The organism is Roseovarius gahaiensis (assembly GCF_011601345.1).
Taxonomy (GTDB): domain Bacteria; phylum Pseudomonadota; class Alphaproteobacteria; order Rhodobacterales; family Rhodobacteraceae; genus Roseovarius; species Roseovarius gahaiensis.
In genome coordinates this window covers 56,162-82,250 of sequence record NZ_JAAORB010000003.1, presented here as the reverse complement: position 1 = coordinate 82,250, position 26,089 = coordinate 56,162, and the positions used below count along the sequence as shown (strand labels likewise).

Annotated in this window: 23 protein-coding genes; 8 read left to right on the top strand and 15 right to left on the bottom strand. The window is 60.7% G+C overall.

Annotated features, from left to right (window positions below; genetic code table 11):
- Positions 1-105 precede the first annotated feature (105 nt).
- Positions 106-1,398: a serine--tRNA ligase gene (serS, locus tag HAT86_RS02795; protein ID WP_167193180.1), complete on the top strand. Its 1,293-nt coding sequence runs from the start codon at positions 106-108 to the stop codon at positions 1,396-1,398.
- Positions 1,399-1,444: 46 nt separating this feature from the next.
- On the opposite strand, the gene HAT86_RS02790 is transcribed toward serS, so the two are convergent.
- The gene (locus HAT86_RS02790; protein ID WP_167193178.1) at positions 1,445-2,434 is read right to left on the bottom strand and encodes a fatty acid desaturase; all 990 of its coding nucleotides are present in this window, start codon (positions 2,432-2,434) and stop codon (positions 1,445-1,447) included.
- A 155-nt stretch (positions 2,435-2,589) separates the two neighbouring features.
- Between HAT86_RS02790 and HAT86_RS02785 the strand changes: the two genes are divergently transcribed.
- Positions 2,590-3,297, top strand: a complete 708-nt coding sequence (locus HAT86_RS02785) for a hypothetical protein (RefSeq protein ID WP_167193176.1) — start codon at positions 2,590-2,592, stop codon at positions 3,295-3,297.
- 25 nt (positions 3,298-3,322) lie between these two features.
- On the opposite strand, the gene der is transcribed toward HAT86_RS02785, so the two are convergent.
- The 4 genes from der to HAT86_RS02765 are packed head-to-tail and all read right to left on the bottom strand — an operon-like array spanning position 3,323 to position 7,069.
- Positions 3,323-4,795 carry a ribosome biogenesis GTPase Der gene (gene der / locus HAT86_RS02780; protein ID WP_167193174.1) on the bottom strand — a complete coding sequence of 491 codons (1,473 nt, stop codon included), beginning with the start codon at positions 4,793-4,795 and terminating at the stop codon, positions 3,323-3,325.
- 49 nt (positions 4,796-4,844) lie between these two features.
- Positions 4,845-6,173 carry a PQQ-like beta-propeller repeat protein gene (locus tag HAT86_RS02775; RefSeq protein WP_196780487.1) on the bottom strand — a complete coding sequence of 443 codons (1,329 nt, stop codon included), beginning with the start codon at positions 6,171-6,173 and terminating at the stop codon, positions 4,845-4,847.
- 60 nt (positions 6,174-6,233) lie between these two features.
- The gene (locus HAT86_RS02770) at positions 6,234-6,899 is read right to left on the bottom strand and encodes a hypothetical protein (protein WP_167193172.1); all 666 of its coding nucleotides are present in this window, start codon (positions 6,897-6,899) and stop codon (positions 6,234-6,236) included.
- Entirely contained in the window at positions 6,896-7,069 is a 174-nt protein-coding gene (locus tag HAT86_RS02765; RefSeq protein ID WP_167193170.1) for a hypothetical protein, read from the bottom strand. Before HAT86_RS02765 ends, HAT86_RS02770 begins: the two co-directional genes overlap by 4 nt.
- Positions 7,070-7,238: 169 nt before the next feature.
- Here HAT86_RS02765 and HAT86_RS02760 point away from each other — a divergent pair, with 169 nt between their 5' ends.
- Together HAT86_RS02760 and HAT86_RS02755 are read left to right on the top strand one after the other, a co-directional pair.
- Positions 7,239-8,480 (top strand): efflux RND transporter periplasmic adaptor subunit, encoded by a 1,242-nt coding sequence (locus tag HAT86_RS02760; protein WP_167193167.1) that lies wholly within the window; start codon positions 7,239-7,241, stop codon positions 8,478-8,480.
- On the top strand, positions 8,477-12,265 hold the full coding sequence (locus tag HAT86_RS02755; RefSeq protein ID WP_167193165.1) for an efflux RND transporter permease subunit: 3,789 nt from the start codon (positions 8,477-8,479) through the stop codon (positions 12,263-12,265). Before HAT86_RS02760 ends, HAT86_RS02755 begins: the two co-directional genes overlap by 4 nt.
- Positions 12,266-12,277: 12 nt before the next feature.
- Here HAT86_RS02755 and HAT86_RS02750 read toward each other — a convergent pair whose 3' ends face one another.
- The 3 genes from HAT86_RS02750 to HAT86_RS02740 all read right to left on the bottom strand — a co-directional run bounded on the left by HAT86_RS02750 (position 12,278) and on the right by HAT86_RS02740 (position 15,725).
- Positions 12,278-12,634, bottom strand: coding sequence for a hypothetical protein (locus HAT86_RS02750; RefSeq protein ID WP_167193163.1), 357 nt, complete (start codon positions 12,632-12,634; stop codon positions 12,278-12,280).
- The gene (locus HAT86_RS02745) at positions 12,631-14,442 is read right to left on the bottom strand and encodes an ABCB family ABC transporter ATP-binding protein/permease (RefSeq protein ID WP_167193161.1); all 1,812 of its coding nucleotides are present in this window, start codon (positions 14,440-14,442) and stop codon (positions 12,631-12,633) included. The genes HAT86_RS02750 and HAT86_RS02745 overlap by 4 nt, the downstream gene beginning before the upstream one ends.
- A 116-nt stretch (positions 14,443-14,558) precedes the next feature.
- Positions 14,559-15,725, bottom strand: coding sequence for a LysM peptidoglycan-binding domain-containing protein (locus HAT86_RS02740; RefSeq protein WP_167193159.1), 1,167 nt, complete (start codon positions 15,723-15,725; stop codon positions 14,559-14,561).
- A 103-nt stretch (positions 15,726-15,828) separates the two neighbouring features.
- Here HAT86_RS02740 and HAT86_RS02735 point away from each other — a divergent pair, with 103 nt between their 5' ends.
- Positions 15,829-16,380, top strand: a complete 552-nt coding sequence (locus tag HAT86_RS02735; RefSeq protein WP_167193157.1) for an LOG family protein — start codon at positions 15,829-15,831, stop codon at positions 16,378-16,380.
- On the opposite strand, the gene rarD is transcribed toward HAT86_RS02735, so the two are convergent.
- From rarD to HAT86_RS02700, 7 genes are all read right to left on the bottom strand, one after another.
- Positions 16,341-17,237 (bottom strand): EamA family transporter RarD, encoded by an 897-nt coding sequence (rarD, locus tag HAT86_RS02730; protein ID WP_167193155.1) that lies wholly within the window; start codon positions 17,235-17,237, stop codon positions 16,341-16,343. The genes HAT86_RS02735 and rarD overlap by 40 nt on opposite strands.
- Positions 17,238-17,349: 112 nt before the next feature.
- Positions 17,350-17,805 (bottom strand): host attachment family protein, encoded by a 456-nt coding sequence (locus tag HAT86_RS02725; protein WP_167193153.1) that lies wholly within the window; start codon positions 17,803-17,805, stop codon positions 17,350-17,352.
- Positions 17,806-17,953: 148 nt separating this feature from the next.
- Complete coding sequence (locus HAT86_RS02720) at positions 17,954-18,553, bottom strand: superoxide dismutase (RefSeq protein ID WP_167193151.1); 600 nt, start codon at positions 18,551-18,553, stop codon at positions 17,954-17,956.
- 97 nt (positions 18,554-18,650) lie between these two features.
- A complete protein-coding gene (locus HAT86_RS02715) occupies positions 18,651-19,226 on the bottom strand; it encodes a sarcosine oxidase subunit gamma (protein ID WP_167193149.1) in 576 nt (191 codons plus the stop codon).
- Positions 19,219-22,233: a sarcosine oxidase subunit alpha family protein gene (locus tag HAT86_RS02710; RefSeq protein WP_167193147.1), complete on the bottom strand. Its 3,015-nt coding sequence runs from the start codon at positions 22,231-22,233 to the stop codon at positions 19,219-19,221. The genes HAT86_RS02715 and HAT86_RS02710 overlap by 8 nt, the downstream gene beginning before the upstream one ends.
- Positions 22,230-22,559, bottom strand: coding sequence for a sarcosine oxidase subunit delta (locus HAT86_RS02705; RefSeq protein ID WP_167193145.1), 330 nt, complete (start codon positions 22,557-22,559; stop codon positions 22,230-22,232). Before HAT86_RS02705 ends, HAT86_RS02710 begins: the two co-directional genes overlap by 4 nt.
- Before the next feature lie 85 nt (positions 22,560-22,644).
- The gene (locus HAT86_RS02700; RefSeq protein ID WP_167193143.1) at positions 22,645-23,889 is read right to left on the bottom strand and encodes a sarcosine oxidase subunit beta family protein; all 1,245 of its coding nucleotides are present in this window, start codon (positions 23,887-23,889) and stop codon (positions 22,645-22,647) included.
- A 225-nt stretch (positions 23,890-24,114) separates the two neighbouring features.
- On the opposite strand from HAT86_RS02700, the gene ccmI reads away from it, so the two are divergent.
- Genes ccmI through HAT86_RS02685 form a run of 3 tightly spaced genes read left to right on the top strand, consistent with a single transcriptional unit; the run spans position 24,115 to position 26,083 of the window.
- Entirely contained in the window at positions 24,115-25,371 is a 1,257-nt protein-coding gene (ccmI, locus tag HAT86_RS02695) for a c-type cytochrome biogenesis protein CcmI (protein WP_167193141.1), read from the top strand.
- Positions 25,368-25,844 carry a Holliday junction resolvase RuvX gene (ruvX, locus tag HAT86_RS02690; protein ID WP_167193139.1) on the top strand — a complete coding sequence of 159 codons (477 nt, stop codon included), beginning with the start codon at positions 25,368-25,370 and terminating at the stop codon, positions 25,842-25,844. Before ccmI ends, ruvX begins: the two co-directional genes overlap by 4 nt.
- Positions 25,841-26,083 carry a DUF1289 domain-containing protein gene (locus tag HAT86_RS02685; protein ID WP_167193136.1) on the top strand — a complete coding sequence of 81 codons (243 nt, stop codon included), beginning with the start codon at positions 25,841-25,843 and terminating at the stop codon, positions 26,081-26,083. Before ruvX ends, HAT86_RS02685 begins: the two co-directional genes overlap by 4 nt.
- The last annotated feature ends 6 nt before the right edge of the window (positions 26,084-26,089 follow it).

Below are 26,089 nucleotides of genomic sequence, written 5' to 3'. Positions count from 1 at the left end.
CGCCACCCTGAAACGCCGGCCCACATCACACACCCTACACCTTACAAAAAATCTGGTGCATAAGCGGCTTGACCCGACTCGAACCAAGTGCCGAGGACCAAAGACATGCACGATATCCGCGCCATCCGTGACGATTCCGCCGCTTTCGACGCCGCCATGGCGCGGCGCGGGGTTGAAAATGCCTCGGCCCCGATCCTAGAGCTGGACGAGGCGCGCCGCGCCAAGATCCATGCCGCCGAAACCGCGCAGGCCGAACAGAACAAAGCCAGCAAAGAGGTGGGCGCCGCCAAAGCCAAGGGTGACGAGGCCGAGTTTGAACGGCTGCGCGCCCTTGTGGGCGAGAAAAAGGCCGAAGTCGCCGCGATGCAGGCGCAGGCCAAAGAGCTTGACCAGCAACTGACCGATCTGCTGATGAGCCTTCCCAACCTGCCGCTGGCCGATACCCCCGATGGCGCGGACGAGGCCGACAATGTCGAATTGCATCGTTGGGGAACGCCGACACCGATGGATTTCGCCCCGAAAGAGCATTTCGAGATCGACGGCGTCAAGCCGGGCATGGATTTTGAAATGGCCGCCAAGCTGAGCGGCTCGCGCTTTGTGGTGCTGCAAGGTGCCGTGGCGCGCATTCACCGGGCCTTGGCGCAGTTCATGCTCGACACTCATGTCGAGGAAAACGGCCTGCTGGAAACATGGACGCCCGTTCTGGTGCGCGATGACATGATGTATGGCACCGGGCAATTGCCCAAATTCGGCGAAGACAGCTACAAGACCACCAACGGCTGGTGGTTGGTGCCCACAGCCGAGGTGACGCTGACCAACCTTGTCAACGGCGAAACCGTCGATGCATCCACCCTGCCACAGCGCTATGCCGCCCATACCCAGTGTTTCCGCTCGGAGGCGGGCAGCGCAGGCAAGGATACCGCGGGGATGCTGCGCCAGCACCAGTTTGAAAAGGTGGAAATGGTGTCGATCACCCACCCCGACCACAGCCGCGACGAGCTGGACCGGATGACAGGCTGCGCGCAAGGCATCCTTGAAAAACTGGGTCTGCCCTATCGCACCATCGTTCTGTGCACCGGAGACATGGGCTTTGGCGCGCGCCGCACCCATGACATCGAGGTTTGGTTGCCCGGTCAGGATACTTACCGCGAGATCAGCTCGGTCTCGGTCTGCGGGGACTTTCAGGCGCGGCGCATGAACGCGCGCTTCAAGCCCGCCGATGGCGGCAAGCCGCAATTCGTGCATACGCTGAACGGGTCAGGGCTGGCCGTGGGGCGCTGCCTGATTGCGGTGCTGGAAAACGGCCAGCAGGCCGATGGTTCGGTCGCGCTGCCCGAGGTGCTGTACCCCTATCTGCGCGGCAAATCCGTGCTGCAAGCCGACGGCACTTTGGCCTGATCCCCCGCCAAGGAACCGTCGGCCAATGGCCCATCCATCGGGCCGATCACTCGGCCGGCACGGTGCCCTGCCCGTTTTGCACAGGCGGAAACGGCACGAGTTTCTGGCAGTCCTCATCCCATAGCTTCAGCCGGAAACTGGCCAAGGCTTCGGGCCAGCGGATCACGTCGTGACATTTCAAAGCGTCGGGCATGTCCTTTTGACAGCGCCGCAAACGGTAAGACGGAATGCCGGGATTGAAGTGGTGCAAATCGTGATAGGCGATGTTGCCCGTGCCCAAATCCCAAAGCCAGCCCAGATCAAGCGAGCTTGAGCCCTGCAATGTCGCGCGCCGGAAATCCAGATCGGGTTTGCGATCCCAATAGGTGTCTTCGAAATTATGCTGAAGATAGACCAAAAACACCCCGATCGCCCCAGCCAGAACGGCACTTGCCGCCCATACGGCCACACCGGACCAACCCAGCAGCCACCACAGCCCCGCGATGAAAACCGTCAGAGCAAAGTTATGGGCGACCACCCCGGCCACGCCAACCTTGCGGGTGTTGTGGGGCCAGCGATAGGCGATGAAATAGGCGTAAATGCTCCCAAGTCCCAACATCAGAACCGGGTTGCGATAGAGCCTGTACCACAGCCGCCGCGACCACGGGGCCGCCTGCCATTCGCGCAGCGTCATGGTGTAAACTTCGGTGGTTTCGCGGTGATCCAGATTGCCCAGATAGGCGTGGTGCAGATTGTGGTTGTATTGCATGACCCGGTAGGGCGTCAGCGAAAACACCGAGATCACGTGGCCTGCCAGATCGTTCCACGGCTTGGTCGCGAACAGCGCGTAGTGCCCGCAATCATGTTGCAACACGTAAAGCCGGACCGACGCGAAGGCCAAAACCACGATAGACAGCGCGACCAGAGCGGCGTTGCCACCATTGAGTGCGCCGATCACCAGCGCGGCGAAATATACGGTGAGTGTCGCAAAGAAAGACAACGCGCCCAAAAGGTCACTTTTGGCTGTATAGGCGCGGGTGAATTCGCGAATCGTCATTCAGATTCCTCCCGTTGGACACAACCCTATCACACCTTGAATTTCAAAACCGGGCAAGACCGCAGGTCATGAAACTTACACGACACCGCGTTCACCGCGCCTGATTATGAGGCATCAGGGATTGACCGCGCCGGGAAAACCCCCACGTTGGGCGTATGAAACGTATGAAAGCGATCCTGACCCTGACAGCGGCCTTGGCCTTCGCCCTGTCTCCCCTCACGACCGAAGGTTTTAACGGGTTCCGGCCCGATCAATTTCCGATTCCTCAGGTTGATCCACCGGTGCAACCGGCGGGCTATGCCTTTGCTATATGGGGGCTGATCTATGTCTGGCTGGTCGCCGGGGCCGGGTTTGGCCTTATCAAACGCGACATGGTGCCGGGATGGGATGCCGCCCGCTGGCCGCTGATTGCCAGCCTTATCATCGGCGCGGCGTGGATTCCCGTGGCGCAGATATCGCCGCTATGGGCGACGATGCTGATTTGGGCCATGCTGGCCACGGCGCTATGGGCTTTGATGACAGCCGGAACAGAAGACAGGCTGTGGCTACGCACCCCGATCGCACTTTATGCAGGTTGGCTGACAGCCGCCAGTTGCGTGGCCTTGGGCCTGATGTTGGCGGGCCATGGGGTTGTTGATGCACAGGTTGCGGCACTGGCGATGATCGTGCTGGCCTTAATCATTGCCCTTGTGGTGATGGCCCTGCGGCCCGATACGCCGGAATATGCCGCAACCGTCGCTTGGGCCTTGGTGGGGATATCCGTATCCAACCTAAGCCCGCCGAACATCGCGGTCCTCTCGCTTTGCGCCGCCGGTTTGGCGTTGCTGGCCCTTGGCGTGCGCAGCAAGATCACCAGCGCCTAAGCGGCCCGCCAATGCCAGCAATGGATTATTTCGGCGGGGTGCCCTTGCCTTGGATGTGCTTGCGCAGCCGTGACGGCGTTGATTTTTTCTTGCCCTTGAAGGGGTTCTTGTCGGATTGCGAGCGCATGTGCAGGCGAATAGGCGTGCCGGGCATGTCAAAATCCTGACGCAGCCCGTTGATCAGGTACCGCGAATAGCTGTCTGGCAATTTATCGGGGTGTGAACACATGACCACGAAATGCGGCGGACGGGTTTTGGCCTGCGTCATATAGCGCAGCTTGATCCGCCGTCCCCCCGGCGCAGGCGGGGGATGCGCTTCGATCATACCGGCCAGCCAGCGGTTCAAATGTGCTGTGGTCACACGCCGGTTCCAGACGTCATAGGCTTTTTCAACAGCCGCATGCAGCCGGTCCAGCCCCTTGCCGGTTTTGGCCGAGACAGTGACCAAGGGCGCGCCGCGCAACTGTGGCAACAGCCGTTCGAACGCCTCGCGCAGGTCACGCAGCTTTTGCTGCTTTTCGCTTTCGATATCCCATTTGTTCACCGCAACAACCACCGCGCGTCCCTCGCGTTCGGCCAGATCGGCGATGCGCAAATCCTGTTGCTCAAACGGAATGGCCGCATCCAGCAAAACCACCACGACTTCGGCAAACTTGACGGCGCGCAATCCATCCGACACCGAGAGTTTTTCAACCTTGTCCTGCACGCGCGCTTTCTTGCGCATACCGGCGGTGTCGAAAATCCGCACCGGCAGGCCGTCCCAATCAATTTGCAGGGAAATCGCATCGCGGGTGATCCCCGCTTCGGGGCCGGTCAGCAAGCGGTCTTCGCCCAAAATCGTATTGATCAGGGTGGATTTTCCGGCGTTCGGGCGGCCAATCACGGCCACCTGCATCGGCCGCTCAGCCGTAGGTGTGCGCACCGCATCGGGATCTTCGGCCTCGCCATCCTCGTTCAGCAGAACCTCGGTTTGCGGGGCTTCGGCGGCTGCGCGTTTTTCAAACTCGTCCGACACTGGCATCAACTGCGAATAGAGGTCGTTCAGCCCCTCGCCATGTTCGGCCGACAGGCGCACCGGTTCACCCAGACCCAGACCATAGGCCTCGTAGACGCCCGCATCGGCGGCACTGCCTTCGGACTTGTTGGCCGCAAGGATCACGTGGCGCGCGCGTTTGCGCAAAATATCGGCCAGAACTTCATCCGTCGGCGTCACCCCGGCCCGCGCATCAATCAAAAACAGGCAGATATCGGCCATGTCGACGGCTCGTTCGGTCAGCTTGCGCATCCGGCCTTGAAGGGATTCGTCCGTCGCCTCTTCCAGACCGGCGGTGTCGATCACGGTAAAGCGCAGGTCGCCAAGACGCGCCTCGCCTTCGCGCAGATCACGCGTTACGCCCGGTTGGTCATCGACCAAAGCAAGACGTTTGCCGACAAGGCGGTTGAACAGCGTAGACTTGCCCACATTCGGGCGGCCCACGATGGCAAGGGTGAAACTCATTTCTTAGGCTCCGGAACGGGTCAAGCCGTCCTGTTACAGCATCACGCGCTTAACGGAAAGCGTGCAGTTGGCCCTTGCGCGACACGACGTAAAGCGTGCCACCGGCCACCACCGGTTCAGTCGTCGCGCCACCGGGCAATTCGGTCCGGCCCGTCAGCTTGCCCGAAACCGGGTCAAACATCCGCAAATAACCGTCTCCCGATGCGACAACCAGTTGGCCACCAGCCATGATCGGGCCGTGATGCGCATAGATTTCCGCCTGCCGGCGCGGTTTGTTGCTGGTAAAGAACGGCAGCTTCGTGGCCCAAATCCGGCTGCCATCTTCGGCAGACAGGCGGATCAATTCATTCCGGTCCGACACCAGAAACACCGAATCGCCCGCGGGCCACACTTGCTCAAGCGCGCCCTCGTTCGCCGTCCAAAGCCGCTCACCGTTGGCCAGCCCAAGCGCCACAGTGCGCCCCGAATGGCTGCCGACATAGACTTTGTCCCCGTCGATCACCGGATCGCCGGTAATGTCACCGACGCGCGCCATGGAATATCCGTCGCGCTGTCCGGCAACCTGCGAGTCCCATAGCCGCAGACCGCCTTTGCGGAACGCGCCCTGAACCTCGCCCGACCCAAACGCGAACACGACATATTTGTCCGAAACCGCAGGCGCAGGCGCGCCCATCACATTGTGAAGATTGGGCGTGGCTGACAATTGCCAACGGATGCGTCCGGTATCCTTTTCCAAGGCCCATGCCAATTCATCGCCAGCGACAAGGTAGACAAGATCCCCCGCCACGGTCGGGGTGCCCGATCCGGTGGCGCGCAGGTTTTGCTGCCATTTTTCGGCCCCCGTCGCCGCATCAAGCGCCGTCATCAGGCCAAATCCCGAGGATATGTAAATCGTGCTGTCATCATAGGACAGGCCGCCGCCCGTGGCGTCTTTGGCAGAATCATTGGCCGGCACCAGATCACGCGACCACAGCGTTTCCCCGCTGGTCGAAACAGCCGTAACGCGTGCGCCGGCATCCAGCGTAAAGATCCGCCCATCCGCAACAACCGGGCTTGCGGTGATGCGCTCCTTGCGCCCATCGCCCGCGCCGATCGACGTCGACCACAGCAATTGCGGGGCGTCTGACAATGCGGGGTGGGCCGTGCGAGTCGCGGGGGTGCCCGCCGATTGCGGCCAATCCTTGTTGGTCTGTGTCGCGACAAGGGAAATCGGTTGGCTGCGATCCCGGGTGGGCGCCTCGGCCTCTGCGGTGGCCTGCGGGCTGCGCAGCACCTCGCGAATACCTTCGCGATCGCCTTGCAGTATGGCTTCTTCCTTCGAACATGCCGTCAGCGACACTGCCGCCACCAGCCCCAGAATTATCCCGTTTGGTTTCAAAGCCGAAGCCCCCCAAATTTACGCATTCGCCCGAACCGGTAAAAGCCCGAGAGCGGGTTTTTACCCGCCTTGTCCGGACTGCGGCACGTCACCGCCCAAGGCTACAATCACTTGTGACGCGCGCCGACGCAAGCCTGCTGTCGCTTCAGCGTCGCCCGCAATCGCCGTCAAACGCTCTAGCGCGGATACGGTATCGCCGGTTTCGATATCGATCAAAGCCAGTTGTTCTTCGGCCAACAGCCGGGTCAGCCCGCTGGACATGGCAAGCGCTTGCACCCGGTTGCGCCGGTCTTCGACGCTGAGCCCGGACTCCGGCAGCGCAACCGCCTTGAGCGTCGCTATCCGGCGATAGACCGGATCGACGCCATCGCTGTCGGCAAGCGCCAACAGGCGCGTGGCGGCCTGTTGCGGTGTTTCGTCTGTTTCCTCTGCGGCGGTCAAAAGGTCCAACACCGCACCGGCCCCCGGCGTCGGTGCCGCGACCGTATCCAGCGCAGACGCGCGCGCTGTGCGATCCTCGGCCTCAAGAGCGCCAAGAACGGCATCGCCGAAGGCTTGTGCCTGCGACCGCTCTTCCGACTTGCGCCATTCGTTCCAAGCCGTCCCGCCCACGATCAAAGCCACCGCCAAAACCGGAATCCAGCCATACCGCCGCATCAAGCGGAACAGCCTGTCGCGCCGGACCTCTTCGGTGACTTCTTGGATAAAACTGTCTGTGTCGCTCACGCCTGATATCCTTTGCGTTTGGCCCCTCTTAGCGTGTCGGCCCCGGCCTGCCAAGGGGCGGGATTTGCGGCGCGCACCGGGCCGACAGACGCGAAAGCCACGCGGTTGCAGCACGCCATGCGGTCTTGGTACCCGTCTGATGCGGCAAAACGGCCGTCGTGCCAGCGCATCTTTTCTGTCTTGGCGCTTCGTGTTGTGGCACAAACAGCCCATCTTGCGGCTACAGGTGCAAAATAGTAATCTAAACTGCGTAGTTCAGACGTATCCGGCATTGGAACAGCTGGATGCCAGCTTATGTGGCATCGTTACCGGTCCAGAGCCCGCGAAAAAGGTTATATGATGCGACTCTTCCCTATTCTTGCCGCTGTTGTGGTTGCGGTTCTGGTTTACGCCTTTGTGTTTGAACGCGACCGGCTGACAGACATGATGCCGGCCCCCGTGGAACAGCAAGACGACACGCCGGTTGAGACAGGGTCCGACGCCGCAGACCCGGCGCAAGACGCTGACGGCCCGATCCGTGTGATTGCTGTGAAATCCACGGCCCGCACCATCGACAGCGCCGTGGTTCTGCGGGGCCAGACCCAAGCCTTTCGCCAAGTGGACCTGCGCGCCGAGACATCAGGAAAAGTCATATCGGACCCACTGCGCAAAGGCGCTTTTGTGGATGAAGGACAAGACTTGTGCCAATTGGACCCCGGCACACGTGCCTCGGCCCTTGCCGAAGCCGAATCGCGCCTGAGCGCGGCACGCGCCAGTGTGCCTGAATCCAAGGCCCGTCTGGAAGAAGCGTTGTCACGGCTGGATGAGGCCCGGATCAACGACAATGCCGCCATACGTCTGTCTGAAGAAGGCTTTGCATCGCAATCAAGGGCGGCCGCGACCAATGCCGCGTTGCGCTCGGCCGAAGCGGCTGTCGAATCGGCACGCACCGGGGTGCAGACCGCACGCTCGCAAATCGATTCGGCGCAGGCCGCTGTGGACGCGGCAGAAAAAGAGATCGAACGCCTGACGATCACGGCGCCTTTTGCCGGTCTCTTGGAAAGTGACACCGCCGAATTGGGCAGCCTTCTGCAGCCCGGCGCGCTGTGCGCGACCGTCATCCAGTTGGACCCGATTCAGTTGGTCGGCTTCGTGCCTGAAACGGATGTGGCGCGCATCACTCCCGGTGCGACCGCTCGTGCAAGGCTGGCGTCGGGCGGCGAAGTGGCCGGCAAGGTGACGTTTCTGTCACGCCGCGCCGATGACACAACCCGCACATTCCAAGTGGAAATCCGCGTCCCGAACCCCGACCTGACCCTTCGCGACGGCCAAACCGCGGAAATCACAATTTCCGCCGACGGCACCAAGGCCCATCTGGTGCCGCAATCGGCCCTGACGCTGAACGATGAGGGCACATTGGGCGTGCGGCTGGTCTCTGAGGAAAACACCGCGCCGTTCACGCCCGTGACCTTGCTGCGCGACACCCCCAATGGGGTTTGGTTGTCCGGCCTGCCTGATCAGGCCAATGTGATTATCATCGGGCAAGAATACGTAACGGACGGTGTTAAGGTCACCCCCAGCTATCAGGAGCTTGGCCAATGACCGGCATCGTCGATTGGGCCGCTGCCCGCGCGCGGATGGTCATCGCATTTATCGCGCTTTCGCTGCTGGCCGGCACGCTGGCCTATGTCAGCCTTCCCAAAGAAGGCGAGCCGGATATCGAAATTCCGGCGCTGTTCGTCTCGGTGCCCTTCCCCGGCATTTCCGCCGAGGACAGCGAGAAACTGCTGGTCAAGGTCATGGAGACCGAACTGAGCGATTTGGACGGTTTGAAAACCATAACCGGCACAGCCGCGGAGAATTACGCGGGTGTTGCGCTTGAATTCGAATTCGGCTGGGACAAGACCAAGATCATGGCCGATGTGCGCGATTCCATGAATGCGGCCGAGGCCAAGTTTCCAGAAGGCGCAGAAAAGTATTCGATCAACGAAATCAATTTCAGTGAATTTCCAATCATCATCGTCAACCTGACAGGCGATGTGCCCGAACGGACCATGGCCCAATTGGCCAAGGATCTTCAGGATCGCCTTGAAGGGCTGGAGGCTGTGCTGGAGGCGGGCATTGCCGGAAACCGTGATGAGATGGTCGAGGTGATGATCGACCCGCTACGCCTTGAGGCTTACAATGTCACCGCCAATGAACTGATCAACGTGGTGCGCAACAACAACCTGTTGATTGCCGCCGGTGAGGTTGAAACCGCCTCGGGTGCGTTTTCGGTCAAGATCCCGTCGTCCTTTGATGATACACGCGATATCTATGACCTGCCGGTGAAAACCAATGGCAACCGCGTGGTGACCCTTGGCGATCTGACGCGCATCAACCTGACTTTCGAAGATCGTCTGGGCACCGCCCGTTTCAACGGCGAAAAAACCGTGGCGCTTCAGGTGGTCAAGCGCAAGGGCTTTAACATTATCCAGACCGCTGATCGGGTCCGCGAAACCGTGCGCGAGGCCCGCGCCGAATGGCCCGAGGAGCTGAAAGCCGCCGTCGCCCTTGGCACATCGAACGACCAGTCCCGCACGGTTGAATCCATGGTCAAGCAGCTTGAAGGATCGGTGCTGACGGCGATTGCGTTGGTGATGATCGTCACGCTGGCCGCGCTTGGTATTCGCCCTGCGCTGTTGGTGGGGTTTGCCATTCCGACCTCGTTCCTTTTGTGCTTTGCCCTGCTGGCGATCATGGGCGTGTCGATTTCCAACATCGTGATGTTCGGCCTGATCCTTGCCGTGGGCATGCTGGTGGACGGGGCCATTGTGGTGGTCGAATACGCCGACAAACGCATCGCCGAGGGTGAAGGCCCGATGCATGCCTATGTCGAGGCCGCCAAGCGCATGTTCTGGCCGGTGGTCAGCTCCACTGCGACCACGCTCTGCGCCTTTTTGCCGATGTTGTTCTGGCCCGGTGTGCCGGGGCAATTCATGGGCATGCTGCCGGTGACGCTGATCTTTGTTCTATCGGCGTCTTTGTTGGTGGCGCTAGTGTATCTGCCGGTTATGGGTGGCGTGACGGGGCGGTTGGAACGTTGGTTCACCACTCGCACCAATGAGATCACCAACGGTTTTTGGCTGTGGCATATCATGCTGTTCCCTATCGCCGCCGGCGCGCTTGTGCTGGCAGGTGGCACCGTGCCCACGTTGCTTGCGCAAGTGACCGACCAGTTCTCGCAGATGGATGGCGGGCGCATCCTTGGCTCGGTCATTCCAGTGCTGTTGAATGTTTTTGTCCGTCTACTGGGGGTGGCCGTGCTGGCGGTTGCCGGGTTGTCGGCGGTCGTGGCCCTGCTGTTGGGCTTGATGGCCTTGGGACAGCGGGTGCGCCGCAGCATTGGCGGGCTTTTCGCATGGGCCGTTCCGAAACGACGGCGCACCACCGTTCAGGCGGGGTATCGCCGCAGCGCCTTTGGCCATGTCATCCAAGCGATTGCTGGCAATCCTGTGATGCCTTTGGTCACCTTCGCGATGGTGTTCGTTCTGGTCGGCTCGGTCCTGATTTTCTACATGAACAACAACAAAGGGACCGAATTTTTTGTCGAGTCCGAGCCCGAACAGGCCATCGTCTATGTCAGAAGCCGCGGAAACCTGTCGCTTGATCAAAAGGACAAGCTGGTTGCCCGCGTCGAACAAACTGTCATGCAGCATCCCGGCGTCGAAACCGTGTTTGCCTTCTCGGGCGAAGGCGGCCTGAGCAACAACACCGGCGGGGCCGAAGCCCCGCTTGATACCATCGGGCAAGTGCAACTGGAAACGATCCCGTGGGAAAACCGCCCACAAAGCCGCGAGCCATGGTTCACCATCCCGTTTTTCGATGTCGAGGTCACACGCGCGGTCAGCGCAGAAGCCTATGATGGTGACACGATCATCGCCGAGCTGACCGAGCAACTGGAGCAACAGCCGGGCATCAGGATCGAAATTCTGGCGCAGGCGCGCGGCCCGGCCTCGGCCAAGCCCGTTCATTTGCGGCTGAAGGGCGACAACTGGCAAGAGTTGCAGGACGCCACCGCCATGGCGCGCGAAAAATTTGACACGACCTTTGGTCTGACGCAGGTCGAAGACACCCTGCCCCTGCCCGGCATTGATTGGCAAATCGACGTCGATGTCGAAAAGGCTGGCCGATACGGCGCTGATGTCGCCACGGTGGGCGCGATGGTACAGCTTGTGACGCGCGGGATATTGCTGGACACGATGCGCGTGCCCTCATCGGACGAAGAGATCGACATCCGGGTCCGCCTACCAGAAAAAGACCGGGTGCTGTCCACGCTTGATACGTTGAAGGTGCGCACCGAGGATGGGTTGGTGCCGCTATCCAATTTCATCACCCGCAAACCGGTTCAGAAACTGGCCCAGATCGACCGCGTCGATCAAACCCGTCATTTCGACATCAAGGCCGGAGTTACAGACGGGCTGACCACCAGCGTCGAAACTGAAGATGGCAGCGAAAAACAGGTTCCGGTCACCGCCAACGAACGGATCGCACATTTGTCCAAGTGGTTGGACAGCGGCGTATTGCCCGACAGCGTAAGCTATGAATGGACCGGCGACCAAGAGGATCAGGCCGAATCCGGCGCGTTCCTGCAAAAAGCCTTTGCCGGGGCCTTGGGCTTGATGTTCATTATCCTGCTGGCGCAGTTCAACAGCGTCTACAACGCGGTTCTCGTCCTGCTGGCGGTGGTCTTGTCCACCACGGGCGTTTTGATCGGGATGCTGGTGATGAACCAACCGTTTTCAATCATCATGACAGGCACAGGCATTGTGGCCTTGGCCGGGATCGTGGTGAACAACAACATTGTGTTGATCGACACCTATCAAGAATACAGCCGCTACATGCCAAGGGTCGAGGCGATTACTCGCACCGCCGAAGCCCGCATTCGCCCCGTGTTGCTGACCACGATCACCACGATGGCCGGGCTGGCGCCAATGATGTTCGGCCTCAGCCTAGATTTCGTCAACGGTGGGTATGCCTTCAACTCGCCGACCTCGCTGTGGTGGAAACAACTGGCGACGGCGGTGGTCTTTGGGCTTGGGATCGCCACCATGCTGACGCTGGTCTTCACGCCCTCGATGCTGGCGCTGCGGATTTGGGCGGGCACTTATGTGCTTTGGATGTCGCGCGGGCTGGCCGCCCTGTCGATGGGCCGCGCCAGCCGCGCGGCACAAGATTGGGCGCTGCAAACGGCGGCGGGCAAGGTCAAGGCACCCGAAATTTTGTGGCCGATTGAGCAGATGGACGGCGATGGCGGCCAAACCGTCCAACGCCCCAGTCTTTCGGAAATCAAAAAGGCGTTGAAGGGCCACGATTCCAACGGCAACCCGCTGCGCGCGGCAGAATAAGCGCGGCGGTGGCTAGCGGTCTGACGGCTCGCCCTCGCCGCGCGCCCGCGCTGCGGCCTCCAGCCCTGACCACCACGCCGCATAGCTGCTATTGGCCGGGTGTTGCCCGGTTTCGTCCCGCGCCCCATCCGCCCACCAAACCGGGCCACGCTCGCCCAAGCGGCGCTTGGCGGCGTCGACATCGGAATGCGCCCGGATGTGTTCAGCTTCGGTTTGCGCCACCTGCCCGGCGCGTCGGGCCTGCATCAGGGCCTTGATCGCCGCCCGGCGCTCCTGATCGGACAGCGACGGATCGGTTTTTCGCCACAGCTTTCCTTTGGACACGAAATAGCGTCCATCCGGTGTTTCAGGGTAGGCCTTGCGGCTCATGCGGCCTCTTCGGCCTGCTGACGTTGCCAAAGGCTAGCATAGCGTCCTTGCCGCTCGATCAGCTCGGCATGGGTGCCCTGTTCAACGATTTTCCCGTCTTCCAACACGACGATTCTGTCGGCATTCGCCACCGTGGACAGCCTATGCGCGATGGTGATCACTGTGCGCCCTTGCCCTGCGCGTTCTAGCGCGCCCTGAATGTCGCGTTCGGTTTCGGTATCCAATGCGCTTGTCGCCTCGTCCAGCAACAGGATCGGCGGGTTTTTCAGCAAGGTGCGGGCAATCCCGACACGCTGCTTTTCACCGCCCGACAATTTCAGCCCGCGTTCGCCCACCTGCGTGTCATAGCCATCGGGCAGGCTTTGAATGAAATCATGGATTTGCGCGGCTTTCGCGGCGGCCTCCACCTCGGAGCGGGTGGCCCCAGCACGGCCATAGGCGATATTATAGCCCACCGTATCATTGAACAGCACCGTATCCTGCGGCACCACGCCGATGGCCGCATGAAGACTGGCTTGGGTCACATCGCGCAGGTCTTGCCCGTCAATCTGAACCGATCCGCCCTGCACGTCGTAGAAGCGAAACAACAAACGGCCAATGGTGGACTTGCCCGACCCAGACGGCCCGACCACCGCCACCGTTTGCCCGGCAGGCACGCGCACCGACACGCCTTTCAAGATTGGTCTGGCGGGATCGTATCCAAAGAATACATCGTCCAGGACCACCTCGGCCCCTTGGACATTCAGAACTTTTGCGTCCGGTTTATCGGTGACATCCGGGGCTTGCTCTAACAATCCGAACATTTCGCCCATATCGACCAGCGATTGGCGAATTTCACGATAGACCGTCCCAAGGAAGTTCAGCGGCATGGTGATCTGGATCATGTAGGCATTGACCATCACGAAATCGCCCACGGTCATATCGCCATTCTGAACGCCCACGGCCGCCATCACCATCACCGCCACCAACCCGCCGGTGATCAGCATGGATTGGCCAAAATTCAAAAGCGCCAACGAATACGAGGTTTGCAAAGCCGCGCGTTCATAGCCTTCCATCGCGGCATCATACCGGGAGGCTTCGCGCGATTCAGCGCCGAAATACTTGACGGTTTCGAAATTCAGCAGGCTGTCAATCGCTTTCTGATTTGCGTCGGTGTCTTGGTCGTTCATCTGCTTGCGCAGCTTCACCCGCCATTCCGTAACCTTGAGTGTAAAGGCGACATAGGTCGCGATCACCCCGACCACGACGACCAGATACCAAAAGTCAAACAGGGTCCACAGCACGATGGCGATCATCAGCAGTTCCAGCACCAGCGGACCGATGGAAAACAGCAAGAACCGCAGCAAGAACTCGACGCCCTTGACCCCGCGCTCGATGATCCGGCTAAGGCCGCCGGTCTTGCGGGTGATGTGATAGCGCAGCGACATGCGGTGAATGTGCTGAAACGTGACCAACGCCAATTGCCGTAGGGCGCGCTGCGCCACGCGGGCAAAAATCACGTCGCGCAGTTGTTGAAACCCAACATTCAGCAACCGTGCCATGCCATAGGCCACCGTCAGGCCCACGGCCCCAAATCCCAGCATCCACGCCGCGCTGTCGCTTTCGCCCGACAGGGCATCGACAGCCGCCTTGTAAAAAAACGGGGTGCCCACAGCGACCAGTTTGGCCACCACCAAGGCGATCAGCGCCAGCACCACCCGGCGTTTGACCCAAGCCTGATTCTTGGGCCACAGGTAGGGGGCAACACGGCGGATCGTGGCCCAGCCGTCGGCAGGCATGTCTGAGGTGGTCAGGGTGGTGCGACGCATCAAGCGATCCGATGTTGTTTCCTAGATCAGCAACCTAGGCCTGCCCCTGCAATAAGACCACCCCACATCCGTTACCCACGTGCCGCCACCTGCCCCGGTGCGGGGTATTGGTGCGCTTACTGGTCTTGCGGGACGGTAAAGACTTGGCCGGGATAAATCAGGTCCGGGTCGCGAATGCGATCCCGGTTTGCCTCGAATATCCGCACATACATTGGCCCCTCGCCATAGCGGTTGCGCGAAATTTCCCACAAGGTATTGCCCGGTTGCACCGTCACGGCCCGGGCCGCTGGCGCGGCATCCTCCTGCGCGTCAACCAAGCTGCGGTCTTCACGCTTGAACGGGGTTTCCACCCGTGATGTGACATTGCCATCGGCATCCACCTCATCAACGCGCAGGGTGTAAACGCCGCTTTCCACCTGCGGCAGGTCGCTGCGCCAGCCACCATCGGTCGCAATCCGCGAAGACGCCACCGGCTGATTGTCCAGATACACGCGCACGAACCCGTCACCGCTGCCGCGGCCTGACAAGACAACCTCGCCCTCATCGGAATAGGTGATCGCATCCAAAGCCACACTCGACATGACGTCGGGGGCTGCCTCGGGCGCGGCGGGGGGTTGCAACACCCGAACACCGCTTTCATCGGACAACAGAACCGCCTGTTGCTGCGGCGGTTGTGTATCGGTGGCCGGTTCCTGTGTCGGGTCTGGCGCGGCTTGGTCACTGCTGGACTTTGCCACCTCCTCGGCTGTTTCTGCCGGGGCCGGGGATGGGTCTGAGGCCGGGTCTGGCATGGCAGGCGTCGGCGCGATAATCACCTCATCGGACGATACAACATCCTCGCCGGTGTCCGGTGAGCGCATGGACAGTGACAAAACGCGCGGCTGACCGCTTTCGTCAAGCGACAGGAATTCGACAAATTCCCCCCCGGCATCCGGTGTCAGGGTTTTCAGTGTTTCGCCATCCACAAGGATCGAGGTTTCCCATCCGGTTTGTGATCGTCCCGCCACCAACATACGCCCATCGGTCTCAAGCCGGAACGTGCTGATGCCGGGCAGAGTTGGCACATCGGGCGCGGTTGATTCCGCGACCTTTGGTTCTGGAGTTTCCTGAATTATGTCAGACTCTTGCGCGTCGTCGTTCACGTAGTCTGCCACGTCATCCGGCGGCACGGGTTCGGACTCGAACCTGCCAAAAAGATACAGCGCGGCCACAATCGTGACCGCCGCGCATATCGCGCCCACAGCGATGACCGGCCCGCCAATCAGCCCAATAGATTTTTTCATGCCATCCCCCTGACATGCCCGCACCCCGCGTGCAAGGTTGCCGGACAATAGCAACCCGGCTATCAGGGGTCAAAACACCGCTTGGCAAAATAGGATTATTTTCATGGTGATGCGCTCTGTATGTGTCTTTTGTGGCTCGCGTAGCGGGGCGCGACCGGCCTACACCACCGCCGCCACCGATCTGGGCCGGATGCTGGCCGATCAGGGATGGCGGCTGGTTTATGGGGCTGGCGATGTCGGATTGATGGGGGCGACAGCGCGCGCTGCACAGCAGGCCGGCGGCCAGACCTTTGGCGTTATCCCCGCGCACCTGATGCACCGCGAGGTCGGCAAACGCGATCTAAGCCACTTTGTGGTCACCGAAAATATGCATGAACGCAAAAAGGTGATGTTCATGAATTCGGATGCCATCGTTGTCCTGCCCGGTGGTGCAGGGTCTTTGGACGAGTTTTTCGAAGTTCTGACATGGCGTCAGCTTGGCCTGCATCAAAAGCCAATTTTTCTATTGAACACAGAAGGTTACTGGCAACCGTTAACAGGCTTGATCGACCATGTGATCGCCGAAGAGTTTGCCGATGACAGCCTGCGCGATTTCATCCGAACGGTGGATGACCTTCAGGAACTTTCAAGCGCCCTGCGCGCGGCCCTGTCCTGACGCCAACTGGCGGCGGTATAGATGGCAAGCGCCGTCCAGATCATCGCAAAGGCAATGCCGTGCCACAGGCTGAACAGTTCGCGAAAGATCAACGTCGCCACCAGAAATTGTAGCGTCGGGTTGAGATATTGCACCAAGCCGACTGTGCCCAGTCGAACCCGGCGCGCGCCGTAGCTGAACAGAACCAGCGGCAGGCCTGTCAGGATTCCGGAAAACATCAACAGGGCCGTGTCCCGCCACGAGGTGCCATAAGCACCCTGCCCCTCGGCGTGAAACCCCCATAAGACAATCAGGGCAATCGGGCTGAGAAACAAAACTTCGGTCGTGACCGAAACCACCGGCCCGACATCCAGTCCCTTCTTGGCCAGACCATAGAGGCCAAAGGATGTCGCAAGTATCAAGGCGATCCACGGGGCCACGCCCAACCCCACGGTCAGGGTGATCACCGCTGCCACCGCCAAGGCCACCGCCACCGCCTGCGCCCGGTCCAGCCGTTCGCGAAAGGCGATCATGCCCAAAACAACGGCGACAAGGGGGAAGATGTAATAGCCAAGCGAGGCTTCCATCGCGCGGCCAATCTGGATCGAGGTGATGAACACGAACCAATTGGTGGAAATCATCAACGCGGCAAACCCGATCACCAACGCCGAGCGCCACGACCGCAGCGCGATCCGCACCAGCCCGAACCGTCCCTGCACGACCAAAACGGCGGCGAAAAAGATGAACGACCACAAGGTGCGATGCGCCAGAATTTCAATCGGGGGTATGTGCTCTAGCAGCTTGTAGTAAAGCCCCGACAGCCCCCACACGGTGCAACAGGCGACAATTGCCGCCACGCCCTTGATCGAATCGTTCATCCCGCGCCTGCCCTGCCCTGTGTCCTGCTGTGCCAGTCTTAAGTGCTGGCGCAGCATGGCCACAATGGCAAGGCCGAAAACCGCGCCTTGACGGGCCGCGACGGAACAAAGATTAGCCTTTTGCCAGCTCGGCCTTCAATAAGGCTTCGATCTTGTTCACCGGGTGGTTGGTCATGTCCTTGTCGACTTCGGCCACGATCCGGGCGCGCACTTCCTTGTGCAGCCCATCCCGCAAAGCCCCAAGCGTTTTGGGTGGGGCGACCAAAACAAGCTTTTCATAGGCTTTGCGCGCCGCCAGACGATACAGGATGTCCGACAACTCGGACGCGAAACGATCCTTGGCCAAAAGGTGCCAATCCGGGTCGTCCATGGCCGAGCGTTGCCCGTGGCCGGTATCCGGCATGCGGCCGGGCCGGTCGCTGACCTGATCCCCGTGCTGTGGGTTGTCTTGGCTTTCCAGCCGCACCACCCGCAAGAACGGATCTTGCCCGTCGGTGACGTTTTCAAGAAACATCGCTTTTTCGCCGTCGGCCACCAAAACCCATACACCATGTGCCAATTCGGTCATCGGTTATCCTCCTGTGTCACTGCACTTATGATGACGTAAGCATGCTTGATGCGTCTGAAAAGACGATAACCCAAATCAAGCCGGGTAATAAAAAACCCGCGCAGGGTGACCTGCACGGGCTTAAATGTCTGATGTGCTGTCGGCGCGATTACATGCGCGACGCCACGTTTTCCCAGTTCACGAGGTTGTCCAGGAAGTTTTGCAGATAGACCGGGCGCTTGTTGCGGAAGTCGATGTAGTAGGAATGCTCCCACACGTCACAGCCCAACAGCGCGGTTTGATTAAAGCACAGCGGGTTCACACCGTTTTCGGTTTTGGTGACTTTCAGGCTGCCATCGGTGTCCTTGACCAGCCAAGCCCAACCCGACCCGAACTGACCGGCCCCTGCGGCGGCAAACTCTTCTTTGAATTTATCGACCGACCCGAAGGATTCGACCAGCGCCTTTTCCAACTCACCGGGCATGCCGGTGCCGCCGGGCGCCATCATTTCCCAGAACTGGGTGTGGTTCCAATGCTGCGAGGCATTGTTGAAAATACCATTCTGTGCGACCGCGCCGGCCTGATAGGTGCCTTTGATGATCTCTTCGACAGATTTGCCGTCCCACTCGGTCCCGGAAATGGCCTTGTTGCCATTGTCGACATAGGCCTTGTGGTGAATGTCGTGGTGATATTCCAGCGTTTCGCGGCTCATGCCGGAATCCGCCAGTGCATCATGCGCATAGGGCAGTTCGGGTAGTTCAAATGCCATTTCAGGTCCCCTGTTCGTTATGAGAATTACATTTCTATACATGGTAGTCCCCGACCTCCAAGGTCAAGGGGCTGCTCTGTATTTCCGCGCAAAACTCTCAGGAAAAAAGACCCACCTCACTGCCCGGCGCAGCCGCACCTTTCAGCAGGTTGAACGCATAATCCGCGACCGAGCGGAAGCAGATCACATGCAAGCTGTCGTCGGTCGGCATCCACAGCGCTGCGGGGATCTGCGCCATACGTGTGCGGCGGAACTGGCCGGGGCCAAAGGCACCCGGTGTCATATCCACCGGGCACAGCTTGGCAATCGCCTCGCGCAGGCCGGTCGCGCTGCCCGACAGCCGGAACACCGCCCGCGCATCAGACACGTTGGCCACCAGATGATGGCTGCCCGACAACGCCTTACGCAGGTCCGCTTCGATCTGCGGGGCGGCGTCATATGCTACAATCAACAGCAATTCATCGGGCGACATCCAGGCGACCCAATTGCCGTCCGCGCCCGAGACTTCGCGCTGTCCCGGTACGGGTGCGCCGGTGGCGTCCTGCACCGCAGCCTTCACTGCGTCCGAGGCCAGATCACCGCGCAAGGTGATCATGCCATGCAGGCCAGTATCCTTGACCGTGACGAACCCGTCAAAGGATGCGCCTTTCAATGCGCTGACTGCCTCAGACATTTTGCTTCTCCCCATTCTTGTCATAAAAGACCGGGTCAACGATCTTGGCCTTGATCACTGTCCCATCCACCTTGGGGAAGTCCAGCACATCGCCCATGCGGTCCGGCCCGTTCAGAACCAGCCCCATGGCAATGCCCCGGCCCAATGTCGGCGAATGGTAGGTCGAGGTGACCCGCCCCTGCACATTGCGCTGACCGTTGGCATTGGTGCCGTCGGCCGTGGCATAGGCCCCATCCGGCAATGTGCTGCCGTCCAGCGTTTCCAGCCCCACAAGTTTCCAGCGGGTCGGATCGGTCATATGGCTGCGCTGCTGTGCGCGTTTGCCAAGATAATCCTCTTTCTTTTTGGAAATCGCCCAGTCCATCCCCAGATCTTGCGGAATGACCGTGCCGTCGGTTTCGTCGCCGATCATGATAAAGCCCTTCTCGGCGCGCATGACATGCATCGCCTCGGTGCCATAGGGTGTCACACCAAATTCGGCCCCGGCCTGCATCAGCATGTCCCACAACGCGCGACCATGCGAGGCCGGAACCGCCAGTTCGAACGACAATTCACCGGCAAAGGAAATGCGGAACACGCGGGCCGGAAGGCCGCCTTTCAGGGTGATTTCCGTCCACCCCATGAAGGTCAGCGCATCATTGCTGATGTCATCATCGGTCAGCTTTTGCAAAACCTTGCGGGATTTCGGGCCAACCACGCCGACCTGCGCGAATTGCTCGGTCACGTTGGCGGTGTAAACCTTCCAATCCCACCATTCGGTCTGCAGCCATTCTTCCATGTGGCCGTGAATATTGTCGGCCCCGCCGGTTGTGGTGTGGCACAGGAACGTGTCCTCATCCAGACGGGCAACCACGCCGTCATCCATCAGGAATCCGTTCTCGTTGCACATCAGGCCATAGCGGCAGCGGCCGGGCTTTAGCGTGGACATCATATTGGTATAGAGCATGTCCATGAATTTACCGGCATCCGGCCCTTTGACGATGATCTTGCCAAGGGTCGAGGCATCCAGCAGGCCAAGGCTGTCGCGGGTTTGCTTGATCTCGCGATTAACCGCGTCGTGCACCGATTCACCCGGCTTTTGGAAGCAGTACGGCCTGCGCCATGCGCCCACCGGCTCCCAATGGGCGCCGTTCGCTTCGTGCCAAGAATGCATCGGCGTCTTGCGGATCGGCTGGAACGTCTCGTTGCGCGCCTCACCCGCGATCGACGACATGGAAATCGGCGTATAAGGCGGACGGAACGTGGTGGTGCCGGTTTGCGGAATGCCTTGGCTCAGCGCGTCTGACAGAATGGCCAAGCCGTTGATATTGCTAAGCTTGCCCTGATCCGTTGCCATACCAAGGGTCGTATAACGCTTGGCGTGTTCAACCGATTCAAACCCTTCGCGCGCCGCCAGCTGGATATCCGACACCTTGACGTCGTTTTGATAATCCAGCCACGCCTTCATGCGCAGCTTATAGCTTGCGCCCTGCGGCATCATCCAAACCGCTTGAATCGGCGTCATCGTTTCCGGCTGCGCCTGCGGGGCTGCGCCCTTGCCCGGTGTGTGCCCCGTGGCCTGCGCCGCCGCCTTGCCCGCCGCATCGGCGTTGTCCAAAACGGATGCCAAATCCAGACAGCCATCAGCCGAGCCTGCCGGGATCACGAACCGCTCACCCTCGGCTCCGGTCGGGGCTTTGTCCCCATCGGGGCGGAACATGACGTTTTCGTCATCCCACAGCAGTTTACCACCGCAATGCGACCACAGGTGCACGACCGGCGACCAGCCACCCGACATGGCAACCGCTTCGCATTTGATGGTCTCAAGCGCGGCCCCTTCGCCGGCTTGGGTGCAAATCTCAACACCTTCGACGCGCTTGCCGCCTTTGACCTTGGCGATGCCCTTGCCGTTTTCTACCCGAATGCCAAGCGCCACCGCTTCACCGGCCAGCGGGCCACCGCCGCTTGGGCGCGCATCGACAATCACCGGAACCTCAAGCCCCAGATTTTTAAGGGTGATGGCCGTGCGATAGGCATCGTCGTTATTGGTGACAACCACAGTGCGATCACCCACGGACACACCGTAATCCACCGCATAGTCGCGCACCGCCGAGGCCAGCATGACCCCCGGAATATCATTCCCGGCAAAGCTGAGCGGGCGTTCAATGGCACCGGTTGCCGTGACGATCTGCCCGGCGCGAATCCGCCACAGGCGGTGCCGCGGGCCTTTGGCGTCGGGCTGATGATCATTGACCCGTTCGTAGCCCATGACATAGCCGTGGTCGTACACTGCCGCGCCCATCATCCGGGTGCGCAGCGTGACGTTCTCCATTGCGTGCAATTCAGAAACACTCTGTTCCACGAACCGATCCACAGACAGGCCGTCAACCTCGCCGCCATCTACCGGCGCGCGCCCGCCCCAATGGGGGGTCTGTTCCATCACCAGCACCTTGGCCCCGGCTTGGCCTGCGGCCTTTGCGGCCTGCAAGCCGGCAACACCGCCGCCAACAACGACCACGTCGTAGAAGGCATAGAAATGCTCATAGCTGTCTTCGTCACGGTCGCGCGGGGCTTTGCCCAAACCCGCCGATTGGCGAATGAACGGCTCGTATACGTGCTTCCACAGGGGGCGCGGATGAATGAACATCTTGTAGTAAAAACCCGCCGGCAAAAACCGCGAAAGTTTCGAGTTGATCGCACCGACGTCAAACTCAAGGCTGGGCCAATGGTTTTGGCTGGCACAGGTCAGCCCATCGAACAGCTCGGTCGTGGTGACACGCTGGTTGGGTTCAAATTTGCCGTTTTCGCCAAGCCCGACAAGCGCATTGGGTTCTTCGCCGCCCGAAGCAACAATCCCGCGCGGGCGGTGATATTTGAACGACCGGCCCACCATCATCTGATCGTTCGCCAGCAGCGCCGAGGCCAGCGTATCGCCTTCGACCCCGGTCATGCGTTTGCCGTTGAAGGTAAATTCCAGCGCCCGCCCCTTGTTCAGTAGACGGCCGCCATTGGCCAGACGTGTGCTCATGCGAACTCTCTCCAGCTCCAGCCCGGCCGCTTGGCCGAGATCTTGTCCTTGATGTCTTGCGGGGGCTCGGTGGTCTGGGCGCTGTAGGTGCCGAACACCTCAAGCGTGACCGTGCAGCGCGCGGCATGAAACCACTTGCCGCAGCCATTGTTGTGCCGCCAGCGTTCGAAATGCACCCCCTTGGGGTTCACCTTTTCAAACAGGTAGCCGTGAAAGTCATCCTCGGACGAGCCGGGGCCAAAGCGCGTGACGTGCGCCTCGCCGCCGCCGTGGAATTCGGTTTCTTCCGCGGTCACGCCGCAGCAGGGGCAGGTCAGGATCAGCATGTCGTGCCTCCGGTGATCTGGATGTCAAAGCGTTTGGCCGCGCACAGGCGCAACGTTTGGCAGAAAGTCGTTTGCAACGCGGTCATCAATGCGCCACCCCCGCAGCCACCGATTCATCAATGAACCGGCCTTCTTTGAAACGGTTCAGCCCGAATTCGTTGCACAAAGGCGAATGGCCCTTGGCCATCAACTCGGCAAAGCCCCAACCACTGCCCGGGGTCGCCTTGAACCCGCCGGTGCCCCAACCGCAGTTGATGAACACCCCCTCGACCGGGGTTTTCGACAGGATCGGCGAGCGGTCGCCGGTGACATCCACGATCCCGCCCCACTGGCGCAGCATCTTCAGGCGGCTGATCATCGGGAAGGTTTCGACAAGCGCGCGCACGGTTTCTTCGATGTGGTGGAAAGCGCCGCGCTGCGTGTAGTTGTTATACCCGTCGGTGCCACCGCCGATCACCATTTCGCCTTTGTCAGACTGGCTCATGTAGCCGTGCACGGTGTTGGCCATGACGACGCAATCCATGCAGGGCTTGATCGGCTCTGACACCAGTGCTTGCAACGACACCGACTCGATCGGCAGACGGAATCCTGCCATATCGGCCAGATGCCCCGAATGGCCCGCCACGACGATGCCCAGCTTGTCACAGGCGATGTCACCACGATTCGTGCTCACGCCGGTGACGCGGCCGCCCTCGCGGGAAATGCCGGTCACTTCGCATTTCTGGATGATATCCATGCCCATGGCCGAACAGGCCCGCGCAAAGCCCCACGCCACCGCATCATGCCGCGCGGTGCCGGCCCGCGCTTGCCAAAGCCCGCCCAACACCGGGTAGCGGGGTCCGTCCAGATTGATGATCGGCACGATTTCCTTGACCCGCTGCGGCGAGATGAACTCGGTCGTGACACCTTGCAGCGCGTTGGCATGGGCCGTGCGTTTGTAGCCGCGCACCTCGTGCTCGGTCTGAGCCAGCATGATCACGCCACGCGGGCTATACATGATGTTATAATTCAGATCTTGGCTCAGCGTTTCATACAGGCTGCGCGATTTTTCATACATCGCCGCGGACGGATCCTGCAGGTAATTCGAGCGGATGATCGTGGTGTTGCGGCCGGTATTGCCGCCCCCCAACCAGCCCTTTTCCAGAACGGCGACATTGGTAATGCCGAAATTCTTGCCAAGGTAATAAGCGGTGGCCAGACCATGCCCCCCGGCCCCGATGATGATCACATCATATTTCTTTTTCGGCTCGGGCGAGGCCCAGGCCCGCTCCCAGCCCATATGGTTGCGCAGGGCTTCGCGGGCGACAGCAAAGGCGGAGTAACGTTTCATGCGCGCTCTTTCGACCAAGGTTGGAATCGCAGTCAAACTGCCATGCCAGCGTAATGCGACAGCTTGCAAAATCAAAGGATACCCGGCGCGGCATAAAGGGCGCAATATGCGACATGACGCCAACTTGTGTCAGGTCTGCGGCCCAAACCGCACCCCTGCGCTCCTTTGCCTCTTTTTTCTGCCGCGCGCGATGGCTACATGGAAGCACGGATTTAAGGAGAGATCATGCTGTTCTGGATCATCACCGGCGTGTTGGCATTGCTTGTCAGCGGAATTATCGGCCTTGCCCTGCTGCGCGGGCGTGTCGGCGACAAGCCCCCGGCCGCCTATGACCTGCAAGTCTATCGCGATCAATTAAAAGAGGTTGACCGCGATCTGGCGCGCGGTGTGGTCGGGCCGGAAGATGCCGAACGCACCCGCGCCGAAATTTCGCGCCGGGTTCTGGCCGCCGATGCGCAACTGAAGCAAGAAGAAGATACCGCAGGCAAGCCCAACCGTAGTGGCGCTTTCATCGCGTTCGCGCTGGCACTTGTGATGATTGGCGGCGCTTTTGGGCTTTACACGCAACTTGGTGCGCCGGGCATGGGCGATTTGCCGCTCAAGGCACGGATGGCCGCATCTGACGCCGAGCGCGCCAGCCGACTGACACAGGCCGAGGCCGAGGCGCAGATGCCTGCCGCCGATATCAGCCCCGACACCAGCGAAGATTTCATGCGCCTGATGGAGCAGCTGCGCCAAACCGTCAAAGACCGGCCTGGCGATTTGCGCGGCTTGACGCTTTTGGTCCGCAACGAATCCGCGCTTGGCAATAACGCCGCCGCGTATGAGGCGCAGCAAAAGATCATCGACATCAAGGGCGATGCGGCCCCGGCCTCCGATTACGCCTATCTGGCCGAACTTAAGGTCAGAGCGGCGGGCGGCTATGTCAGCAAAGATGCCGAAGAGGCCCTGCGCGCCGCCTTGGAACGTGATCCACGCAACGCAATCGCCCGCTTCTACATGGGTATCTATCTAATGGACGTTGACCGCCCCGATGCCGCCTTCCGCACATGGGACACCCTGTTGCGCGAAAGCAGCCCTGACGCGCCGTGGGTCGCGCCGATCCGCGCGCGGATTGAGGAATTGGCATGGCGCGCCGGGGTGACCGATTACGAACTGCCCGAGATGCCGCAAACGGATGCACCCGCGCAAACCCCGCCCGTTGCCGGGCCGTCCACTGCCGATATCGACGCCGCTGGAGATATGTCAGAAGAGGACCGCCAGCAGATGATCCAAGGCATGGTTCAAGGCCTGTCAAAACGTCTGGCGACCGAAGGCGGCACATCTGCCGAATGGTCACAGTTGATCCGCGCGCTTGGGGTTCTGGGGAACACAGAACAAGCCGCCAACATATGGGCCGAAGCTCAGGGCGTGTTCGCCGAACAGCCCGAGGCCTTGGATCAGGTGCGCGCGGCGGCCCGCGCGGCTGGCGTGGCAGAATGATCTGCGAGGATATCGCAGATTTTGTCACCGCACTGCCCCCCGGCCGTCCCATCATGGGGCTGGATCTGGGAACCAAAACCATCGGTGTCGCGCTGTCGGACCGGTTGCTGTCGGTGGCCAGCCCGTTTGAAACCATCAAGCGGCGCAAGTTCGGCCTTGATGCGGCGCAGCTGCTAGAGATTGCCGTTAGGCGCGAGGCCGGCGGCATCGTTCTGGGCCTGCCGCGCAACATGGATGGCAGCGAAGGCCCAAGATGCCAATCGACCCGCGCCTTTGCCCGCAATCTTTCCCGGCTGACTGATCTGCCGATCACCTTTTGGGATGAGCGGCTATCGACCGTCGCCGCCGAACGCGCGCTGCTTGAGGCGGATGCGTCACGAAAACGTCGCGCCGAGGTTATCGACAACATCGCCGCGTCTTATATCCTGCAGGGTATATTGGACCGGCTGCGACACATAAGGGGATCTTCGTGAACGACAACACCGTCTGGACCAGAAACGAGATCGAAAGCCCCTGCGTGCGGATCTGCGTGGTTCACCCCGAGGCGCGGATATGCACCGGTTGCTACCGCAGTATGGATGAAATCGCCCGCTGGTCAAAAATGAGCCACGAAGAACGCCGCGAAGTGATGACGGCCCTGCCCGACCGTGCGCCGATGCTGGCGAAACGGCGCGGCGGGCGGGCGGCGCGTCTGGCGCGGGACAGCGAATAAACCACA

Bases quoted from the DNA above. Each gene is read 5' to 3' on its own strand.
- HAT86_RS02710 (WP_167193147.1), bottom strand. From the start codon at position 22,233: ATGAGCACACGTCTGGCCAATGGCGGCCGTCTACTGAACAAGGGGCGG.
- HAT86_RS02760 (WP_167193167.1), top strand. From the start codon at position 7,239: ATGCGACTCTTCCCTATTCTTGCCGCTGTTGTGGTTGCGGTTCTGGTT.
- HAT86_RS02700 (WP_167193143.1), bottom strand. From the start codon at position 23,889: ATGAAACGTTACTCCGCCTTTGCTGTCGCCCGCGAAGCCCTGCGCAAC.
- ccmI (WP_167193141.1), top strand. From the start codon at position 24,115: ATGCTGTTCTGGATCATCACCGGCGTGTTGGCATTGCTTGTCAGCGGA.
- HAT86_RS02750 (WP_167193163.1), bottom strand. From the start codon at position 12,634: ATGAGCCGCAAGGCCTACCCTGAAACACCGGATGGACGCTATTTCGTG.
- HAT86_RS02705 (WP_167193145.1), bottom strand. From the start codon at position 22,559: ATGCTGATCCTGACCTGCCCCTGCTGCGGCGTGACCGCGGAAGAAACC.
- HAT86_RS02745 (WP_167193161.1), bottom strand. From the start codon at position 14,442: ATGCGTCGCACCACCCTGACCACCTCAGACATGCCTGCCGACGGCTGG.
- HAT86_RS02755 (WP_167193165.1), top strand. From the start codon at position 8,477: ATGACCGGCATCGTCGATTGGGCCGCTGCCCGCGCGCGGATGGTCATC.
- HAT86_RS02735 (WP_167193157.1), top strand. From the start codon at position 15,829: ATGGTGATGCGCTCTGTATGTGTCTTTTGTGGCTCGCGTAGCGGGGCG.
- HAT86_RS02785 (WP_167193176.1), top strand. From the start codon at position 2,590: ATGAAACGTATGAAAGCGATCCTGACCCTGACAGCGGCCTTGGCCTTC.
- rarD (WP_167193155.1), bottom strand. From the start codon at position 17,237: ATGAACGATTCGATCAAGGGCGTGGCGGCAATTGTCGCCTGTTGCACC.
- serS (WP_167193180.1), top strand. From the start codon at position 106: ATGCACGATATCCGCGCCATCCGTGACGATTCCGCCGCTTTCGACGCC.
- HAT86_RS02715 (WP_167193149.1), bottom strand. From the start codon at position 19,226: ATGTCTGAGGCAGTCAGCGCATTGAAAGGCGCATCCTTTGACGGGTTC.
- der (WP_167193174.1), bottom strand. From the start codon at position 4,795: ATGAGTTTCACCCTTGCCATCGTGGGCCGCCCGAATGTGGGCAAGTCT.
- HAT86_RS02725 (WP_167193153.1), bottom strand. From the start codon at position 17,805: ATGACCGAATTGGCACATGGTGTATGGGTTTTGGTGGCCGACGGCGAA.
- ruvX (WP_167193139.1), top strand. From the start codon at position 25,368: ATGATCTGCGAGGATATCGCAGATTTTGTCACCGCACTGCCCCCCGGC.
- HAT86_RS02790 (WP_167193178.1), bottom strand. From the start codon at position 2,434: ATGACGATTCGCGAATTCACCCGCGCCTATACAGCCAAAAGTGACCTT.
- HAT86_RS02740 (WP_167193159.1), bottom strand. From the start codon at position 15,725: ATGAAAAAATCTATTGGGCTGATTGGCGGGCCGGTCATCGCTGTGGGC.
- HAT86_RS02765 (WP_167193170.1), bottom strand. From the start codon at position 7,069: ATGCGCTGGCACGACGGCCGTTTTGCCGCATCAGACGGGTACCAAGAC.
- HAT86_RS02720 (WP_167193151.1), bottom strand. From the start codon at position 18,553: ATGGCATTTGAACTACCCGAACTGCCCTATGCGCATGATGCACTGGCG.